Origin of the sequence: Acinetobacter sp. YH12100 (genome assembly GCF_013419135.1) — a bacterium.
Taxonomy (GTDB): Bacteria; Pseudomonadota; Gammaproteobacteria; order Pseudomonadales; family Moraxellaceae; genus Acinetobacter; species Acinetobacter pseudolwoffii.
Map to the genome: position 1 here is coordinate 147,190 of NZ_VPAQ01000002.1, position 17,099 is coordinate 164,288.

Genomic DNA, 17,099 nt, shown 5'->3' on the forward strand with positions numbered 1-17,099 from the left:
GGCATATGCTTGATCGGGGATGGAGCGGCATTAGTCCTGTTCGTCGCGGTTAATGTCCAGATAAAACACCCGGGTTAATAGCTCAAGGAATTTGGTTACCGCATAGGATTTGTTGTTTTTGTGGTAACTGACATACAGATCCAGATATGGCAGTTCCACGTCCAGCGGACGAATCACGGTATTATCCATGGTTAGTGGTGCAATATAGCCAGGCAAAATGGTACAGCCTAGGCCCATTCCGATCGAGTTGATATTAAATAAAATATTATCGGCCTTTTGCACGATATTGAATTCAATGCCGTTGGCTTTGGCAAAGTCCAGAATCGCCTGGTTCAGGGTCAATGACTGCTCTGCTGATGGAATAATAAAATCAATACCATTCAATGCTTTAACTGGAATTCTCTCGTATTTTGCCAATGGGTGATCTTTAGGTAATATAAAAATCAAAGGCTCACGAATCACAAACTGGCTTTCAATTTCATCACTATTGAAGTTATGACGGGTAAAAGTCAGATCCAGATCGCCTTTTTTCAACAGACGCATTTGTTCATTATTGTTCAGGCTGAGCAATTCAATTTTTAAATCCGGATTTTGCACACGCAGATTTGGCAAGATATACGGGAAGATTTTCATCTCGGCCACCGGAACAAAACCAATCCGTAGCATTTGCTGCTTGGCTTGTGACACCTGACGTGCCATGGCAACGGCCTTGTCTGCTTGTGCCAGGGTCAGACGCGCCTGTTCCAGAAATACGGCACCTTCTTCGGTCAGCTCCACTTTACGTTTGGTCCGGTTGAGTAGCTTGACGCCGACATCTTCTTCCAGGTCTTTGATTTGCTGGCTAAGTGAGGGTTGAGCCGTATAAAGTTTAAGTGCTGCCTTACTAAAGTTCAGTTCTTCAGCAACGGTGATAAAGTAGCGAAGGTGTCGTAATTCCATGTCATCAGCCCGAAGAGTAATCCAAAAAATGTCTTACTATAATTTCATAGAAGTATAATCTATAAACAACTATGTCGTGAAGGTTATTTTGATATTTAGAAAGTAAATACTCTTGAGATATTTATTAATGTTTTAATATCAGAACAAGCACGTGGAATAATTGCTTAAAGCTATTAATTGAAACAAAAAAAATATTTCCCCAAAATCAATCCAAAATCCATTATCCATTCGAATTGAGTCTATTTACTTTGTGCCTTGATGGGTCACAGGAGAGCTTTTCATGAGTGGAAAAATTGATGTGCGTGAAATCGACGCTTTAGTCGATGCACAAAATGGGCGTATCACTCCATCTATCTATACAGATCCAGATATTTACGAATTAGAACTTGAACGCGTTTTTGGCCGTACTTGGTTGTTCCTTTGTCATGAAAGCCAGATTCCAAAGGCGGGTGACTTCTTCAATACCTATATGGGTGAAGATCCGATCATCGTGGCACGTCAAAAAGATGGCTCAATCAAAGCATTCTTAAACCAGTGCCGTCACCGCTCTATGCGTGTGAGTTTCGCAGACTGTGGTAATACCCGTGCATTCACTTGCCCATACCACGGCTGGTCTTATGGCATTGACGGTTCTTTAAAAGACATTCCGCTTGAAGAACGTGCTTACCCACAAGGTGCATGTAAAGAGCAATGGGGCTTGGTCGAAGTGAATCGTGTCAAGTCTTACAAAGGTCTGGTATTCGCTTGTTGGGATGAAACCACACCTGATCTTGAAGAATACATGGGCGATATCGCCTGGTATCTAGATGGTGTACTTGACCGTCGTCCAGGTGGTACAGAAATTATCGGTGGTGTACACAAATGGGAAATCGAGTGTAACTGGAAATTTGCAGCGGAACAGTTTGCATCTGACCAATATCATGCCTTGTTCTCTCATGCATCTGCGATCCAAGTCCTTGGCGCAAAACCAGATGATGAAGCATCGAAAAAACTTGGTGCTGCACAAACGGCTCGTCCAGTTTGGGAAACGGCTAAAGATGCACTTCAGTACGGTTCACGTGGTCACGGTTCAGGTTTCTTCTTTACAGAGAAACCAGATGCAAACGTATGGGTCGACGGTGAAGTAGCCAACTACTTCCGCGAAACTTATGAAGAAGTGAAAGAGCGTTTAGGTGAAGTCCGTGCCCTGCGTCTTGCAGGTCATAACACCATGTTCCCGACCTTGTCTTGGTTGAACGGTACGGCAACGCTTCGTGTATGGCACCCACGTGGTCCAAACAAAACTGAAGTATGGGCATTCTGTATTGCGGATGCTGAAGCATCACAAGAAGTGAAAGAAGCATTTGAACGTTCTGCAACGCGTGCTTTCGGTCCTGCTGGTTTCCTAGAGCAAGATGACTCTGAAAACTGGATCGAAATCCAGAAAGTTTTACGTGGTTATAAAGCCCGTCAAAACAAACTCATTATGGAAATGGGTAAAGGTAACGAGAAAATCCGTGAAGATGGTATTCCGGGGATCACCAACTATATTTTCTCTGAAACTGCAGCACGTGGCATGTACCGCCGCTGGGCAGATTTATTGATCCATGAAAAATGGGAAGACGTTGAAGCAGCAGCTGACGAATATGAGAAGGAGCTTATGAAATGAGTCAAATCAGCTTAGAACTTCATCACCAAATTAGTCAGTTCCTGTATCGCGAAGCAAAATTGCTAGACGATTGGAAATTCCGCGAATGGTTAGATACCTTAGCTGAAGATATTTCTTACACGCTACGTACCACACCAAACGCACAAACCCGTGACCGTCGTCGTTCAGTTGAACCACCTACAACTTGGGTGTTTAACGATTCGAAAGACCTTTTAGAGCGTCGTGTAGCGCGTCTGGAAACCGGTATGGCTTGGGCTGAAGAGCCTCCATCACGTACCACCCACATGGTGAGCAACGTGATCGTAGAGCCAACTGAAGTTGAAGGCGAATACGACGTGTACGTAACCTATTTGCTATATCGTACGCAAAAAGAGAAAGACATTGTCATTTACTGCGGTAAACGTCATGACAAGATCCGTAAAGTTGAAGGCGGCCTCGGCTTCCAGATCTTCAACCGTAAGATCACGCTTGATCAAGCGACATATAGCTCACATAACCTGAGTGTGTTCTTCTAATGAATAAGATTTTTGTTTGCCAAGTTGACGAATTAGACGAAGGCGAAGCGTTAAAAGTAGATTGTGGCGTAAACGGTATCGAAGCGCTGGCTGTATTTAACAATGGCGGTGAATTCTTCGCTATGAACGATAAATGCAGTCATGGTAATGCTTCTATGTCTGAAGGCTATCTGGAAGATGACGGTACTGTGGAATGTCCATTGCATTCAGCACGTTTCTGTTTAAAAACAGGTGAAGCATTATGTCTACCTGCAACTGATCCAATCAAAACATTCCCAGTGATTGTTGAAGATGGTCAATTGTTTGTAGAGATGGTAGGAGAGTAATCATGGGTTGGCTACAGGGCGAAGTTGCACTTATTACTGGTGGTGGTTCAGGCTTAGGCTGGGCTTTGGTAGAGCGTTTTATTGAGGAAGGTGCGCAAGTCGCTGTTCTTCAGCGTTCAAAAGCTAAAGTAGATGCATTAAATGAACACTTCGGTGGAAAAGTTCTTGCGATCGAAGGTGATGTAGCCAGCTATGCAGATAACGTTCGTGCAGTTCAAGCAACTGTGGAACGTTTCGGTAAACTCGATTGTTTCGTTGGTAATGCCGGTATCTGGGATCACTATGCCGATATCGTCAATACCTCTGGTGAGCAGCTGGAAAAAGCCTTTGACGAGATTATGGGGATTAATACCAAGTCGCTCATTCTCGGCGCGAAGGCTGCACTGGATGCATTGATCGCTTCTGAAGGTTCTATCATATTTACTTTGTCTAATTCGGCACTGTACTCCGCTGGCGGAGGCCCTGTATATACTGCATCTAAGCATGCAGGGGTGGGTATTATGAAAGAATTGGCCTATGAGCTTGCGCCTAAAGTACGAGTGAATGCGGTTGCACCGTCAGGTATGAATGTGAATATCAAAGGCGCAGCGTCGCTCGGTCAGGAAAATGTTGGCCTGCTCGATGCACGTGATCCTGAGAAAATTGCACGTGGTATGCCACTGAATTTCTTGCCTGAACCGGAAGATATGACAGGTTCATACGTACTCTTGGCATCTCGTCAAAATAACCGTCCTTTGACTGGCGTTCTGATCAATGCAGAATGCGGTCTGGGGATTCGTGGCTTACGTCAGCCCCGTGCCGGTTTCTTTGACGAATAAAAATCTGCTTTTAAAAATCTCCCCTTCCCCCTCTTTATAAAAGAGGGAGAAAATCTCCCTCCTTTTTAAAGGAAGGATGGGGAGGATTTAAGTCTTCCTTTTTGGAGTCTCTCATGGCCGTTAAACTTATTTGTGCATCGCACAGTCCGTTAATGGAATTTGCTTCACCACAGGAAAAGCGTAAAGAACAAGCCGTTCGTGATGCTTTTGAAAAACTCTCTGCTGAAGTAAAAGCTTACGACCCAACCCTGATCATCACCTTTGGTCCTGACCATTTTAATGGTTTCTTCTATGACCTGATGCCAAGTTTCTGTGTCGGTATTCGTGCCAAAGCTGCGGGTGACTGGGATTATGGTAAAGACAATGATCACATTGATGTACCTGAAGACAAAGCATTAGGTTTGGTTCGACGTGTACTCGATGAAGGTGTCGACGTTGCATATTCTTACCGTATGCAGGCGGATCATGGGGTGACTCAGCCATTGCACTTCCTGTGTGACGGCAAACTCGATCGTTATCCAACGATTCCAATTTTTATTAATGGCGCTGCAGCACCGATGCCAACCCCCAAGCGTACCATTGCTTTGGGCCGTGCTGTAGGTCAGTTTATTAAATCTTTAAACCTTGAAAATGAGCGTGTCCTTGTTTTAGGTACAGGTGGTCTGTCGCATGATCCACCCACACCGCAAATGGGTTCGGTTCCACCACAAGTAGAAGAATTCCTGATTGCAGGTCGTAATCCAACGCCTGAAGCACGTGAAGCACGTCAGGGCAAAGTCATTGCAGTCGGTCAGAAACTGGCAGCAGGCGATACTTCGGTTGCAGTTCCTTTAAATGCTGAATGGGATCGTGCACTGCTTGAAACCTTCAAGAACGCTGATTTTGCGACCTTAGAAGCCATGACAGAAGATGAAATTCGTCGTGACGGCGGTCGTGGTGGTCAGGAAGTCCGTTCCTGGATGGCCGCATTTGCAGCCTTAAGCGAAATGGGCGAATACGACATGACAACACACTGCTATGAAGATATCAGTGAATGGATTGCGGGCTTCGGCATCGTATCTGCAGAGTTAAAAGGTTAATTGACATGAGCAACATCGAAACCATCGTAATTGTAGGGGCTGGCCAGGCAGGTGCAAGCGCGATTTTAGAACTTCGTGGCAACAAGTACGCAGGTAAAATCATTCTGATTGGTGATGAAACGCATCTTCCTTATGAGCGTCCGCCACTGTCGAAAGATGTGATTCTAAAACCTGAGGACACCAAGATTGAAATTCTGTCAGCAGAAAAACTGGCTGATCTTGGCGTGACCACGATTCGTGGCAATGGCGTGACTCAAATCAACGCGACCGCGAAAACGGTTGAACTTCAAAATGGTGATGTTGTTGCTTATGACAAATTGCTTCTCGCAACAGGCGGTGCCGCGCGCCGTCTGCCAAACTTCGATGCGTTAGGCAAACATGTTTATACCTTGCGTAACCTTGAAGACTCACAGGCATTGGTTCCTGTATTGCAAGCAGGTCAACGTATTCTGCTGATCGGTGGCGGTGTGATCGGTCTTGAACTGGCATCCTCTGCGCGTTACAAAGACTGTCAGGTGACTGTGCTTGAGCAGGGACCAATGGTAATGGGGCGTTGTTCACCGCGTATTTTAAGTGAATTTCTGCTTGAACAACACCGTCTGGCAGGCGTAGATGTTCGCTTAAATACTCAAGTTGCAGCTTGCCGTTTAGATGGTGAAGAAATTGTGGTGACTTTAGCTGATGGCGAAGAGTTACGTGCTGATGCTGTGGTTTATGGAATCGGAATTGTGCCAAACGCACAGCTTGCCATTGCAGCCGGTTTAGATGCTGATCTTGCGATCAAGGTCAATGAAAATTGCCAGACTTCAAATGCCCATATTTATGCAGCAGGCGATGTCGCGACACAACTTCGTGAAGACGGCGAATTCCGCCGTGTCGAGACTTGGGAAAATGCCAATCTTCAGGCAGGCATTTTTGCGCGTCATGTCATGGGTGTCGAACATCCAAAAGCCAATCCGGCCTGGTTCTGGACCGATCAGCTCAATATCAACTTCCAGTTTGTCGGTGATATGGCAGCGACCCAATGGCTGGTTCGTGGCGACATGGATGCAGCCAAAGGCGCAGACAATTCATTTGTGATGTATGGTGTGACAGATGGTCAAATCGTTGCCGGTATTACCGTCAATGCGGCCAAAGAAATGCGTCATCTGAAAAAAATGATCAGCAAGAATACGGCTTTTGAAGCTGAAAAACATTTGGATCTGGCACAAGACTTACGCAAAATTGCTTAAGTTGTATTGAGATATCTTGGAACAGATCTATGTTTTGCATAGGTCTGTTTTTTTATGTTTATCGAATACTCTCTATATGATCACTACCTCAAGTTTCAGTTTTGGTTTGTATTACTTTGCGTAGGTAATGCCTCACTTTTGAGAGGTCAAAAGTGACAAAAATCTTTTTCTAAACTGAGGATATGTCCATATATCCCAGTTTAGCGGCGGCATCCATGCCGCAATCAGTATTGTCGATTGTGGATTTGAACGAGAAGTTAGTTCAATTCTTTCTGATTAACTTTAATTGAGTCTTTTATGAATTCAAATTCATCTCCCATGCTGGTGACGGCAAGTATTTACGTTTTACTTGTGCTGATTTGGGCCGCAACGCCTTTGGCGATTGTCTGGAGTGTGGCCGAGATTCACCCGATGTGGGTACTGATCATTCGCTATTTTGGCGCATCGATTATTGCGCTATTCCTGCTAAAAATCATGCGTGATCCCTTGCCTTTTGACGGCACTTCAATGAAAAGCTATCTGGCCGGCAGTCTGAATTTAATCGGTGCACAGCTGTTTATTTATCTGGCAGCCAATTATCTGACCTCAGGTCTGATGGCCCTGATTTTTGGTTTTTCGCCGCTGATTGCCGGTCTGATCGGGCATGTGATCTTAAAAACTCATCAGTTAGTGTGGCTGCAATGGTCGGGTATGGCTGTTGCCATTGCCGGACTGAGTTTTGTATTTTTAGATTCGGCAGACAGCAAGGTGAATCCTTGGGGTGTGGTGCTGATGCTGATCAGTATGGTGTCCTATATCAGTTCAATCTTCTGGGTCAAACAGATCAACGCACCTTTAAGCCCAATGTCACAAGCGACAGGTTCATTGCTGCTATCAGCAGCCGGTTCACTGCTCTTGATTCCATTTATCTGGCAGCATATGCCGACCCAGTTGCCTGGCACACAGGCGCTGATCGGGTTTGTATTTACCATGATCATGTCCTCGATTGTGGCGATGCTGTGTTATTTCTGGCTGATTCGGCGTTTAAATGCTTCAACAGTATCTTTGAGTAATGTCATGACGCCAGTCATCGCACTGGTACTTGGTGCGACTCTGAATCATGAAATCATCAGCAGTCATGCCTTTGCAGGAATTGCCGTGGTGATGTTCGGCATCATTATGTACTTTTGGAAAGAGTGGCGTGAGCAATACTTTTCCAAGCGCTAAATCTGTAGCAAATCAAAAGGGCGAAAGCCCTTTTTTATGCTTTAAATTTTTTAGATGAAAGAAGTCTATGGCTACATCCGTTCACAAGAGTTTAAGCAAGTTTATTTAGCAGATTGGCCAAATGTTAAAAATAGTAGATGTCATCGTCCGCACTCTCAATCGTTGCATAACTCAGGCATGCACGATCAAATCAGCACATTATGAGGATAAAATTTTGGCTGAAATCAGCAGAGTAGGGCTTGGTATGATTTTGTATTTTTTAAAAAACTGCATGCATCATGTCTTTCTCGATAGTACCCCTAGTCCGGCCAGCCAGCAGGCTATCAGAGCGCTATTTTTTTGCTAAAATAACAAAAACATACATGATTGTCTGTGATGGATTTCATACTATACTCAAGTGCGCCTGTTTTTAGTTTGTATGCTCATTAAAAGATGCGTCGCCTGACCATTTCAAGCGGTTGCTGTCTTGCATATAGCGAATAATAAATAGTGGATGTTTATGCAAGATCTTCTCAAAACTAAAAAATTTCAGTTAACCACGGAGTCCAGCTGGAAACATCTCTGGTCTAAGCCGGTATTTGAGTATCTGCATTCAGATCATTTCAATGGACAACAGTTTCGTAATCTCGAGCATCCTGCTCGGGCGCACAGTCGTTTTGACTTATATAAATGGCTCATTACCCGAAAATCCAAAAACTGGAATATCAATCTCGATGCAGAACGTGCCGAGTTTTTTGCGCGACCGCGTGCATTGCCACAGCAGCGTCCCGATGCGCCTTTAGATGACTGGCAAATCTGGTTTATTGGTCACGCCACTGTGCTCATTCAAATCGGGCCTTATAATTTCCTGACCGATCCGGTCTGGGCTGAATATGCCAGTCCTTCTGCATCCACTGGCCCGCAGCGGGTCATTCCTGCCGGTATTGCGCTAGATGAACTGCCACATATTGATGCTGTGTTGCTCAGCCATAACCACTATGATCATATGGATCTGGCCACACTGGAATGGTTGCATAGCACATTTGAAATGCCAATTTATACCGGACTGGGCAATGCCTGGTATTTGCCAAAGCACTATACCGTGCATGAGATGGACTGGTGGGAAAATGCATTTTTTGAAGAAATCCGCATTGTCTATACGCCGGCACAGCATGCCTCGGGGCGCGGTATGCGTGATCAGAATTGTGCTTTGTGGGGTGGCTTTTCCTTATTGCATGGTCAGGAACATTGTTTCTTTGCCGGAGATAGTGGTTATGCCTCGCATTTTAAAGAGGTTCGCAAGCGTCTGGGTGCGCCCCGAATTGCCTTGCTGCCCATCGGTGCCTATGAGCCGCGTGCACTGATGCGTGCGATTCATATGAATCCGGAAGATGCATTTCATGCACATCAGGACTTGCAGGCCAAATGCTCACTGGCGATTCATTACCGTACTTTCCAGCTCACTGATGAAGATCGGGATGCACCAGAGCATGAATTGCATGAAATTATCAAACATTCTTCCAAGCTGATTAATCCGTTTTACTGCGTACATGAAGGCAAACGGATTATTGTCTAATGGCTTCACGCTGTTCTTGCTTGATGAGTTGAATGGCAAGCACAGAAAGCATCAGCCAAACAGCATTTCACCTATGCCAGAAAATCCAACCAAGACTTTGGCCAGTACCCGCTCAAAGCCCAGGTTTTGCCAGATTGTGATTTCAGCAGGGGACTGAAACAGTATTTTTGGAATCAGTCCTTGATAGAATCAGCGCATTGCCAAGCTTAGCTGAATGTTGCGAAGTGTTTGGGTGAAAACAGGCTCAGAATTCACGAATAGCATTTTCCAGAAAATGGTGTTTATTTTCGCTAGATGGAATCAGGCAATAATCAGTTTTACCAAATAGTTGGTAGCGCTTTAAAGCAACGCCACGATACAGAAAGTCGCGGATAAAACGCGGCACTAAATAGCCTGTACTCATTAAATTCAACGGAAAACCGACTTTTAACAGGGCAGTGGATTCGGTATAAAGTGTGCCAGCTTGGATGACGAGCATCGTGCTGTAATGTGCAGTGGACATCTGGTAATGCTCGAGCAGGGCAACACCTAAAGGGGATTGGGCAGAGACCAGTTTAAACTGTATCTTGTTATCGTATTGAATCAAAAATCGTGCCCAGCCATTACAGATCACACAAACAGCATCAAATAAAATGATGTCGTGTTGTTGAATGATGTCTTCAATATCTTTGCTCATCGTTATATTTTTTCTAGTGACGTATTATTTGTATACTGCTTGATATCACACTAAAAAACCACCCGAGGGTGGTTTTTTATATATCGCTAAGGCAGCTTAAAGCAAGCTGGCTAAGCCTTTGGCTGGATCGGTTTCACGAGCAGCCTGTGCATCTGCCACTGTCATGCCGAGTGCTTGTGCTACGCCTTCGCCATAGGCCGGATCGCAACTATAACAATTGCGGATGTGACGGTATTTAATGAAATCTAGTGCATCACCCATCGCGCCAGCCGTGTTATTAAACAAGGCCTGCTTTTGTTCATCATTCATCAGGTTGAACAGGGCACGTGGCTGGCTGAAGTAATCGTTATCATCTTCACGGAAATCCCAGAAATCGGCAGCACCGGTGATTTTTAGTGGTGGCTCTCTGAATTCCGGTTGCTCCTGCCATTGGCTGAAACTGTTCGGCTCATAATGTGGCAAGGAACCGTAGTTGCCATCCATACGACCCTGACCATCACGACGGTTAGAATTGACCGGACAGCGTGCAGCATTGACCGGAACCTGTGAGTGATTCACGCCGACACGGTAACGCGCGGCATCGGCATAGTTAAATAAACGTGCTTGTAACATCCGGTCCGGCGAGTAGCTGATGCCCGGTACCAGATTGCTGGGTGCAAAAGCCGCCTGTTCCACATCCTGGAAATAGTTTTCCGGATTGCGGTTCAGTTCGAACTCACCGACTTCAATCAGCGGATAATCACCTTTCGGCCAGACTTTGGTCAGGTCAAATGGATGATATGGTACTTGTTCTGCCTCAAGTTCTGGCATGATTTGTACGAACAGGGTCCATTTCGGGAAGTCCCCACGTTCAATCGCATTGTACAGGTCAGTCTGGCTGCTTTCGCGGTCACGACCAACCAGTTCTGCTGCCTCGGCATCGGTCAGGTTTTGAATGCCTTGTTGCGTGCGGAAATGGAATTTCACCCAGAAACGTTCATTGTTGGCATTGATGAAGCTGTAGGTATGGCTACCAAAACCATGCATGTGACGATAACCGACTGGAATACCACGATCTGACATCACAATGGTGACTTGGTGCAATGCTTCCGGCAGCAATGTCCAGAAATCCCAGTTATTGGTCGCATTACGCAAGTTGGTGCGTGGGTCGCGTTTTACTGCTTTATTCAGGTCAGGGAACTGGCGAGGGTCGCGGAAGAAGAATACTGGTGTGTTGTTACCAACCAAATCCCAGTTACCTTCTTCGGTATAGAATTTCAGGGCAAAACCACGAATATCACGTTCTGCATCGGCAGCACCACGTTCACCGGCAACGGTAGAGAAACGCGCAAACATTTCAGTTTTTTTGCCCACTTCAGAGAAGATTTTAGCGCGGGTATATTGGCTAATGTCATGGGTCACGGTAAATGTACCAAAAGCACCTGAACCTTTGGCATGCATACGGCGCTCAGGAATCACTTCGCGAACAAAGTTAGCCAGTTTTTCATTCAGCCATAAATCCTGAGCAAGTAATGGACCACGTGCACCTGCGGTCATACTGTTCTGGTTGTCGACCACAGGCGCACCCGCTTCAGTGGTCAGGTGGGTAACAGGGCATTTTTTAAAATCTTGGCTCATTTTTCCTCTCCAAGTTTTGAATATCTTGTAGCGTTTATCCAGTATTTATAAAATATTGAGTTATCTGCGAAGGGCATCAGGTTTTACTCTATTTTCAATATCTTGATATAAATACTGTTAGCGCACAAAGTGGAATTCACAGGATATAATTGAGTGATGTCACTCAAAAAATATTTTTAAAGTTAATAAAGTCTAAAATATTTAAAATTAAATGGTTACTTTTTAAAAGTAGCCGGTTTTCTACTCTTTGACAATATCAAATTCTCTATATTTTGGATAACTCAAATAATGAATCGGATTAAACGAAAATAACAATCTTTAAGTCCCTTATATGTTTTTATCAAAGGATCAAACTAATAGATGAATCGTGCTGTTTAAAATAAATCTTATAACTGATTTATTTTAAATGCTTTTTTTGATTAGGTTTTGTCTGTGTGAAAAACATCATAAAGTGCTGAATGTAATCAGCATGTTTTCCGGCTATAGTGCTCATTTTTGTATACAGAATATCCTGCTTAAATGGTCTTTATTTTTAAAAAAAGCATTGGCAAATATGCTTGAAAATTGTCCAAAATGGCGTATCATTATTTTCCCACTCGCGTGGAAACTCACTAAAATCTAGTTAAAAGGCGAAAGTACAACATGGCCAAGAAGAAAACAGTCGAGCATGTGGTGATCCATAATTTTGTGGCAAAACACATGCATGAAGTCAACAAAAGTCAGGTTTTTGTAGACCGAAAGAAAAATGCAAAACGTGGCTACAACAAGCACAGACAAGGGCGATATTCTATGGAAGATCGCCCTTTTTTAATGGCAGCTTAAGATCTGTAAGGTGGTTGAGGATGACGCGTTGGCTGTTTGGGGTTGGTTCCAAGTGGAGAGAGCGGGGCAACGGGGCGGTTGCTACGATTTTGTGTATTTTGAGTGGAGCGCCGCGATGAATTTGTTGGCTCATCTCGTATAAAATCATTAAATAATTGATTCAGTCTTCCCTGATTTGGCTGTCCATAATGTGCAGGGTGAGGTTCAGTTCTGGCCTGCTGAAAACTGGCAAATTGATCTTTTTGCTGACGATAGAGTTTGGCCGCTATCACAGAGGGATCATTTCGGCCTAAACGCCGTCGCTGGGATGCTGAAATTTCGATGCCCAATAGAGGGGACATTTTAGGCCGATCGGCATAGCCGCTGGCAGGACGTGTATAAGATGAACCGGAATAATCCGCATTTTTCCGGGCCCGCAAGGCAGGTGCAATAATAACAATATAGAACACCGCAATGAGCATGAACAGGATAACCAGAAATTCCATAACCACCTCTACACTCGTCGAGGGACTGGAAAAGTCCCGGATTAGGCACTCACCATACGCGTGGCTGATTTCACCATATCACCCAAACCATGGGTTCTGAAATAATATTCCAGCCAGCTTTTTACCATCAGTGGATTGTCCATTTTTAACACATGCTGTAGCAATTCCTGTGCATCACTCATCGGCACGTGACAAATGGTTTTACGTACCTTCAGGATATTACTCGAACTCATTGACAGGGTATTAAAGCCCATGGCCATGAGCAAAACCGCAGACAGCGGATCACCTGCCATTTCACCGCAGATACTGACCGGTTTTTCATTACGATGACAGTCCTGCACCAGACGGGTCAGGGCACGCAGTACGGCAGGATGTAAATGTGAATAGACATTGGCAACCCGCGGATTATTGCGATCGACTGCCAAAAGATATTGAGTCAAATCGTTAGAGCCAACCGAGAAGAAATCGACCAGTTCGGAAAACTCATCAATCTGATGCAGCACACTCGGCACTTCCACCATGATGCCGAGTTTTGGCTTGTTCACTTTGACCTGTTCTTCTTCCTGAATCGCCGCATGATCACGTTCCAGTAAATAGAGGGCTTCTTCAACCTCACTGACACTGGTCACCATCGGCAACAGAATATGCAGGTTATTCAATCCGATACTGGCTTTAAGCATGGCGCGAATTTGTGAAGAAAAAATTTCTGGATGGTCCAGGGTAAAACGAATGCCACGCCAGCCCAGTGCCGAATTTTCTTCTTCAATTGAAAAATACGGCAGGTCTTTGTCTGCCCCAATGTCCAGGGTACGCATCACTACCGGTTTATTGGCAAAATGAGTGAGTTGCTGGCGATAAATCGCGCGCTGTTCTTCTTCGCCCGGGAAGCGGTCGCGTAGCATAAATGGAATTTCAGAACGGTATAAACCAACGCCTTTGGCACCACGTTGCACGCCACGGACCACATCGATCATCAGGCCGGTGTTGACGTACAGTTTTACCGCTACCCCATCCGGGGTAATCGCATCTTTGGTTTCGTACTGACGCAGATCTTTGGCGATCTGTTCTTCTTCTTTTTGAATTTCTTTATAGCGACTGCGCAAACGCCGTGGCGGATTGATGAAGACCCGGCCTTGATGCGCATCAACGATCATTTCTACATCATCCAGGGTATTAATTGGCAGTTCAGTCACACCGACCACAGTCGGAATGCCGAGGGCACGTGCCACAATTACCATATGCGAGTTCATGGCACCTTCAGTGGTGACAATCGCAGCAATTTTATCCACTGGCAGTTCAACCAGAGCTGCAGTGGAAATCTCTTCCCCTATCAGAATACTCTCATCGGTCAGCTCACGATGACTGGCATCAGCTTCCTGTAAACGCGCCAGAATACGGCGGCCCAAGTCTTTTAAGTCTGCCACCCGTTCACGTAAATAATCATCCTGCATCTGGGCAAACTGTGCCACATGACTATCAATCACGATGCGCACTGCACCCTGTGCCCAATGGCCTTCGCGAATGAGCGTCTTGATTTCTGCCGGCAGGGCATTTTCATCCAGCATCCGCAAGAATACGCTAAAGAGCGCGCGTTCTTCGGCCATCAGCGCATCCTGCATCTTGTCATCGAGCGACTGGATTTCTTCACGGACTGAGTTGAGGGCGCTGTCTAATAATTGTAGTTCTTCGCTGATGTCATCGGCTTCACGATCGGGAACAGCGGCCAGATCTGCTGGCGGGTAGAGAATCACGGCCCGGCCCAGGGCAATTCCGCCTGAACCGGACACCCCCTGAAAGGTTTTATAGGCAGGCAGGTTACTTGGCTTGCGGAAGACATCAATATTGCCCACCGCATGGGCATGGGCAATTACGCCAGAGAGCTGCGCGCACAGTGTGACCAGAAATGATTCGGCGGCTTCAGAGAAATCTTGAGATTCTTTATTCTGAACCACCAACACACCCATCACCTTACGGCGGTACATCACCGGGACGCCCAGAAAAGAGTTATACAGCTCTTCACCGGTTTCAGGCAGGAACAGGAAGCGTTCATGTTTGGGTGCATTGTCCAGATTGACAATTTCTTCACGCTGGCCGACCAGACCCACCAAACCTTCGCCAGTCTGTAACGATACGTGACCTACAGACTCAGCCTTCAGGCCCTTGGAAGCCATCAGCAGATAACGCTGGTTACGTTCATCCAGAAGGTAAATAGAGCAGACATCGACATGCATGGCGTCCGCGACATGCTTGACCATGATATCGAGGGATTCATGCAAACTGGCAGATGCATTGATCTCTTGAACAATACGTCTCAACGTGTCCAGTTGCATATTCGACATAAGGTCTGCTCCGTCTATTCAGAATTTCAGTGATACGTTTATTTATAACAATAGCCGACCAAAAAATCTGCATGATTTATGCGATTTTTTAAGGTTTTTGCTGGGGTAGCTGCTGACACAACTCCACCAGGGCTTTGCGATAAACATCACGTTTGAAATTCACGACTTGACCTAATGGATACCAGTAACTGACCCATTGCCATTGATCAAATTCCGGCGGATCAGACAGATTCAACTGAATATGCTGAACGGGGGCCGTGAGTTTGAGTAAAAACCACTTTTGTTTTTGACCGATGCACACCGGATCGGAGTCCGGTCGTATGTATCGATGCGGCAAACGATAGCGCAACCAGCCTTTGGTTTGCGCGATGATCTGGACGTGTTCGGGCAATAAGCCAACTTCTTCTCTCAGCTCACGATAGAGTGCCTGCTCAGGGGTTTCTCCATATTGGATACCTCCTTGTGGAAATTGCCATGCATTATGACCAATGCGTTTTGCCCATAAAACTTGTCCAGCATCGTTTGCCAAAATGATCCCGACATTTGGTCGGAAACCCTCAGAGTCGATCATTTGGCTACCTAAAAATTGTTTAATTTATACCTTTGCCATCGGGGAGCGTTATTTCTTCATCCAACTCGAAAAAAGCAAAGTTTAAAAATGTTAAAATTGCTATGATCTTAACGAATTTCTATCGACTAGCGGAGATAGATTTACAATTTTTTTCTTAAATTTCAGTTTTTACGAGTATTTTCATGAAATTGGCGCTATTTGATCTCGATCACACCTTGTTAAACACGGATTCGGATCATTCTTGGGGAGAGTTTCTGGTCAGCGAGGGCTTGGTCGATCCGGTGCAGCATCGTGCCATGAATGACAAGTTCTATGACGACTATAAAAAAGGTCAGTTAGACCCCTATGCCTATAATGAATTTGTGTTCCAGTTTCTGACCCAACATGAGCATGCTTATTTAACCGAGTTGCACCAGCTGTTTATGCAAAAGGTGATTCGCCCGCAAATGCGTCCAGAAGGTTTTAAGGCCATTCAACGGCATAAAGACGCCGGTCATGCTCTGGTCGGGATTACCGCGACTTCGGATTTTATTACTGCACCAATTTTTCGTGAATTCGGCATTACTGAAATTATTGCCACCAATGCTGAAGTACTCGATGGCAAATATACCGGAAAAGTGATCAATACCGCGTGTTATCAACAAGGCAAGCTAGTGCGTCTGGAACAGTGGCTGCAAGGTCGCGATGTGACCGAGTCTTGGGCCTATTCAGATTCGATTAATGACCGTTTCTTGCTGGAATATGCCGATCATGCCATTGCGGTGAATCCGGATGACCGCCTTGAAGTTTTAGCCAAAGCGCAGGGCTGGAACATACAGGACTGGTCGATTTAACTGATTGCATTTTATCCATCTGATTGATCCAGCACAACTTCGGTTGTGCTTTTTTATCTGCCCGAATTCAATGTAAGTGTTAATGTTTTTTCACAGTCCGCTTGCCTCGGACATGTTATGCTCAAAAAACAGAACATGAAAATAATGGAAAAGTTTGAGGTGTAATGCTATGACTCACGTTCGACCGCGTATGACACATCTGTTTCAGCAGCTTGGCTTGGATGCCACTCAGGAAGGCATTGAAAAGTTTATTCACGAACATCAACTGCATAAAGATCTGACTTTGCTCGATGCACCGTACTGGTCAGAAGCACAACGTCAGTTTTTAACCGAAAAAATTGCATCTGATGGTTCATGGGCCATTGTGGTGGATCAACTCAATGAATCCCTGCATGAAAACTCAACCAGTGAAGGATGAAATAAAAGCCAATCGAATGA

17 protein-coding genes and 1 pseudogene are annotated in these 17,099 nt (G+C 45.2%); 11 read left to right on the forward strand and 7 right to left on the reverse strand.

Features of this window, described 5'->3' with window-relative positions; genetic code table 11:
• Window positions 1–30: 30 nt before the first annotated feature.
• Complete coding sequence (hcaR, locus tag FTU40_RS02555; RefSeq protein ID WP_180039666.1) at window positions 31–939, reverse strand: DNA-binding transcriptional regulator HcaR; 909 nt, start codon at window positions 937–939, stop codon at window positions 31–33.
• 280 nt (window positions 940–1,219) lie between these two features.
• Between hcaR and hcaE the strand changes: the two genes are divergently transcribed.
• The 8 genes from hcaE (at window position 1,220) to FTU40_RS02595 (ending at window position 9,318) form a co-directional block, all read left to right on the forward strand.
• Window positions 1,220–2,587 carry a 3-phenylpropionate/cinnamic acid dioxygenase subunit alpha gene (gene hcaE / locus FTU40_RS02560; RefSeq protein ID WP_180039668.1) on the forward strand — a complete coding sequence of 456 codons (1,368 nt, stop codon included), beginning with the start codon at window positions 1,220–1,222 and terminating at the stop codon, window positions 2,585–2,587.
• Window positions 2,584–3,102, forward strand: a complete 519-nt coding sequence (gene hcaF, locus FTU40_RS02565; RefSeq protein WP_004647365.1) for a 3-phenylpropionate/cinnamic acid dioxygenase subunit beta — start codon at window positions 2,584–2,586, stop codon at window positions 3,100–3,102. The genes hcaE and hcaF overlap by 4 nt, the downstream gene beginning before the upstream one ends.
• Window positions 3,102–3,428, forward strand: coding sequence for a 3-phenylpropionate/cinnamic acid dioxygenase ferredoxin subunit (hcaC, locus tag FTU40_RS02570; RefSeq protein WP_074383972.1), 327 nt, complete (start codon window positions 3,102–3,104; stop codon window positions 3,426–3,428). Before hcaF ends, hcaC begins: the two co-directional genes overlap by 1 nt.
• 2 nt (window positions 3,429–3,430) lie before the next feature.
• The gene (gene hcaB / locus FTU40_RS02575; protein WP_004278515.1) at window positions 3,431–4,246 is read left to right on the forward strand and encodes a 3-phenylpropionate-dihydrodiol/cinnamic acid-dihydrodiol dehydrogenase; all 816 of its coding nucleotides are present in this window, start codon (window positions 3,431–3,433) and stop codon (window positions 4,244–4,246) included.
• Window positions 4,247–4,359: 113 nt separating this feature from the next.
• On the forward strand, window positions 4,360–5,325 hold the full coding sequence (locus FTU40_RS02580) for a 3-carboxyethylcatechol 2,3-dioxygenase (protein WP_074383973.1): 966 nt from the start codon (window positions 4,360–4,362) through the stop codon (window positions 5,323–5,325).
• A gap of 5 nt (window positions 5,326–5,330) precedes the next feature.
• Entirely contained in the window at window positions 5,331–6,557 is a 1,227-nt protein-coding gene (gene hcaD / locus FTU40_RS02585; RefSeq protein WP_100329290.1) for a 3-phenylpropionate/cinnamic acid dioxygenase ferredoxin--NAD(+) reductase subunit, read from the forward strand.
• Window positions 6,558–6,854: 297 nt separating this feature from the next.
• Window positions 6,855–7,763, forward strand: a complete 909-nt coding sequence (locus tag FTU40_RS02590) for a DMT family transporter (RefSeq protein ID WP_180039670.1) — start codon at window positions 6,855–6,857, stop codon at window positions 7,761–7,763.
• A 499-nt stretch (window positions 7,764–8,262) separates the two neighbouring features.
• Entirely contained in the window at window positions 8,263–9,318 is a 1,056-nt protein-coding gene (locus FTU40_RS02595) for an MBL fold metallo-hydrolase (protein WP_074383975.1), read from the forward strand.
• A gap of 54 nt (window positions 9,319–9,372) precedes the next feature.
• Here FTU40_RS02595 and FTU40_RS15315 read toward each other — a convergent pair.
• The 3 genes and pseudogenes from FTU40_RS15315 to FTU40_RS02610 all read right to left on the reverse strand — a co-directional run.
• Window positions 9,373–9,573: pseudogene (locus tag FTU40_RS15315) on the reverse strand (DoxX-like family protein); the annotation flags it as partial.
• A complete protein-coding gene (locus FTU40_RS02605; RefSeq protein ID WP_180039673.1) occupies window positions 9,563–9,994 on the reverse strand; it encodes a thiol-disulfide oxidoreductase DCC family protein in 432 nt (143 codons plus the stop codon). The pseudogene FTU40_RS15315 and the gene FTU40_RS02605, both read right to left, overlap by 11 nt.
• Before the next feature lie 96 nt (window positions 9,995–10,090).
• A complete protein-coding gene (locus FTU40_RS02610; RefSeq protein ID WP_180039675.1) occupies window positions 10,091–11,611 on the reverse strand; it encodes a catalase in 1,521 nt (506 codons plus the stop codon).
• Between the two features lie 642 nt (window positions 11,612–12,253).
• On the opposite strand from FTU40_RS02610, the gene FTU40_RS02615 reads away from it, so the two are divergent.
• Window positions 12,254–12,433 carry a hypothetical protein gene (locus tag FTU40_RS02615; RefSeq protein WP_005095450.1) on the forward strand — a complete coding sequence of 60 codons (180 nt, stop codon included), beginning with the start codon at window positions 12,254–12,256 and terminating at the stop codon, window positions 12,431–12,433.
• Here the strand turns inward: FTU40_RS02615 and FTU40_RS02620 are convergent.
• The 3 genes from FTU40_RS02620 to FTU40_RS02630 form a co-directional block, all read right to left on the reverse strand.
• A complete protein-coding gene (locus tag FTU40_RS02620; protein WP_180039677.1) occupies window positions 12,430–12,918 on the reverse strand; it encodes a hypothetical protein in 489 nt (162 codons plus the stop codon). The two genes, FTU40_RS02615 and FTU40_RS02620, sit on opposite strands and share 4 nt — an antisense overlap.
• Before the next feature lie 41 nt (window positions 12,919–12,959).
• Complete coding sequence (gene ptsP, locus FTU40_RS02625; protein ID WP_180039679.1) at window positions 12,960–15,257, reverse strand: phosphoenolpyruvate--protein phosphotransferase; 2,298 nt, start codon at window positions 15,255–15,257, stop codon at window positions 12,960–12,962.
• Between the two features lie 88 nt (window positions 15,258–15,345).
• Window positions 15,346–15,828 (reverse strand): RNA pyrophosphohydrolase, encoded by a 483-nt coding sequence (locus tag FTU40_RS02630; protein WP_005095455.1) that lies wholly within the window; start codon window positions 15,826–15,828, stop codon window positions 15,346–15,348.
• 182 nt (window positions 15,829–16,010) lie between these two features.
• On the opposite strand from FTU40_RS02630, the gene FTU40_RS02635 reads away from it, so the two are divergent.
• Both FTU40_RS02635 and FTU40_RS02640 read left to right on the forward strand, forming a co-directional pair.
• Entirely contained in the window at window positions 16,011–16,661 is a 651-nt protein-coding gene (locus FTU40_RS02635; protein WP_005095456.1) for an HAD family phosphatase, read from the forward strand.
• Window positions 16,662–16,830: 169 nt separating this feature from the next.
• Entirely contained in the window at window positions 16,831–17,079 is a 249-nt protein-coding gene (locus tag FTU40_RS02640; protein WP_005095458.1) for a DUF2789 family protein, read from the forward strand.
• Window positions 17,080–17,099 lie beyond the last annotated feature (20 nt).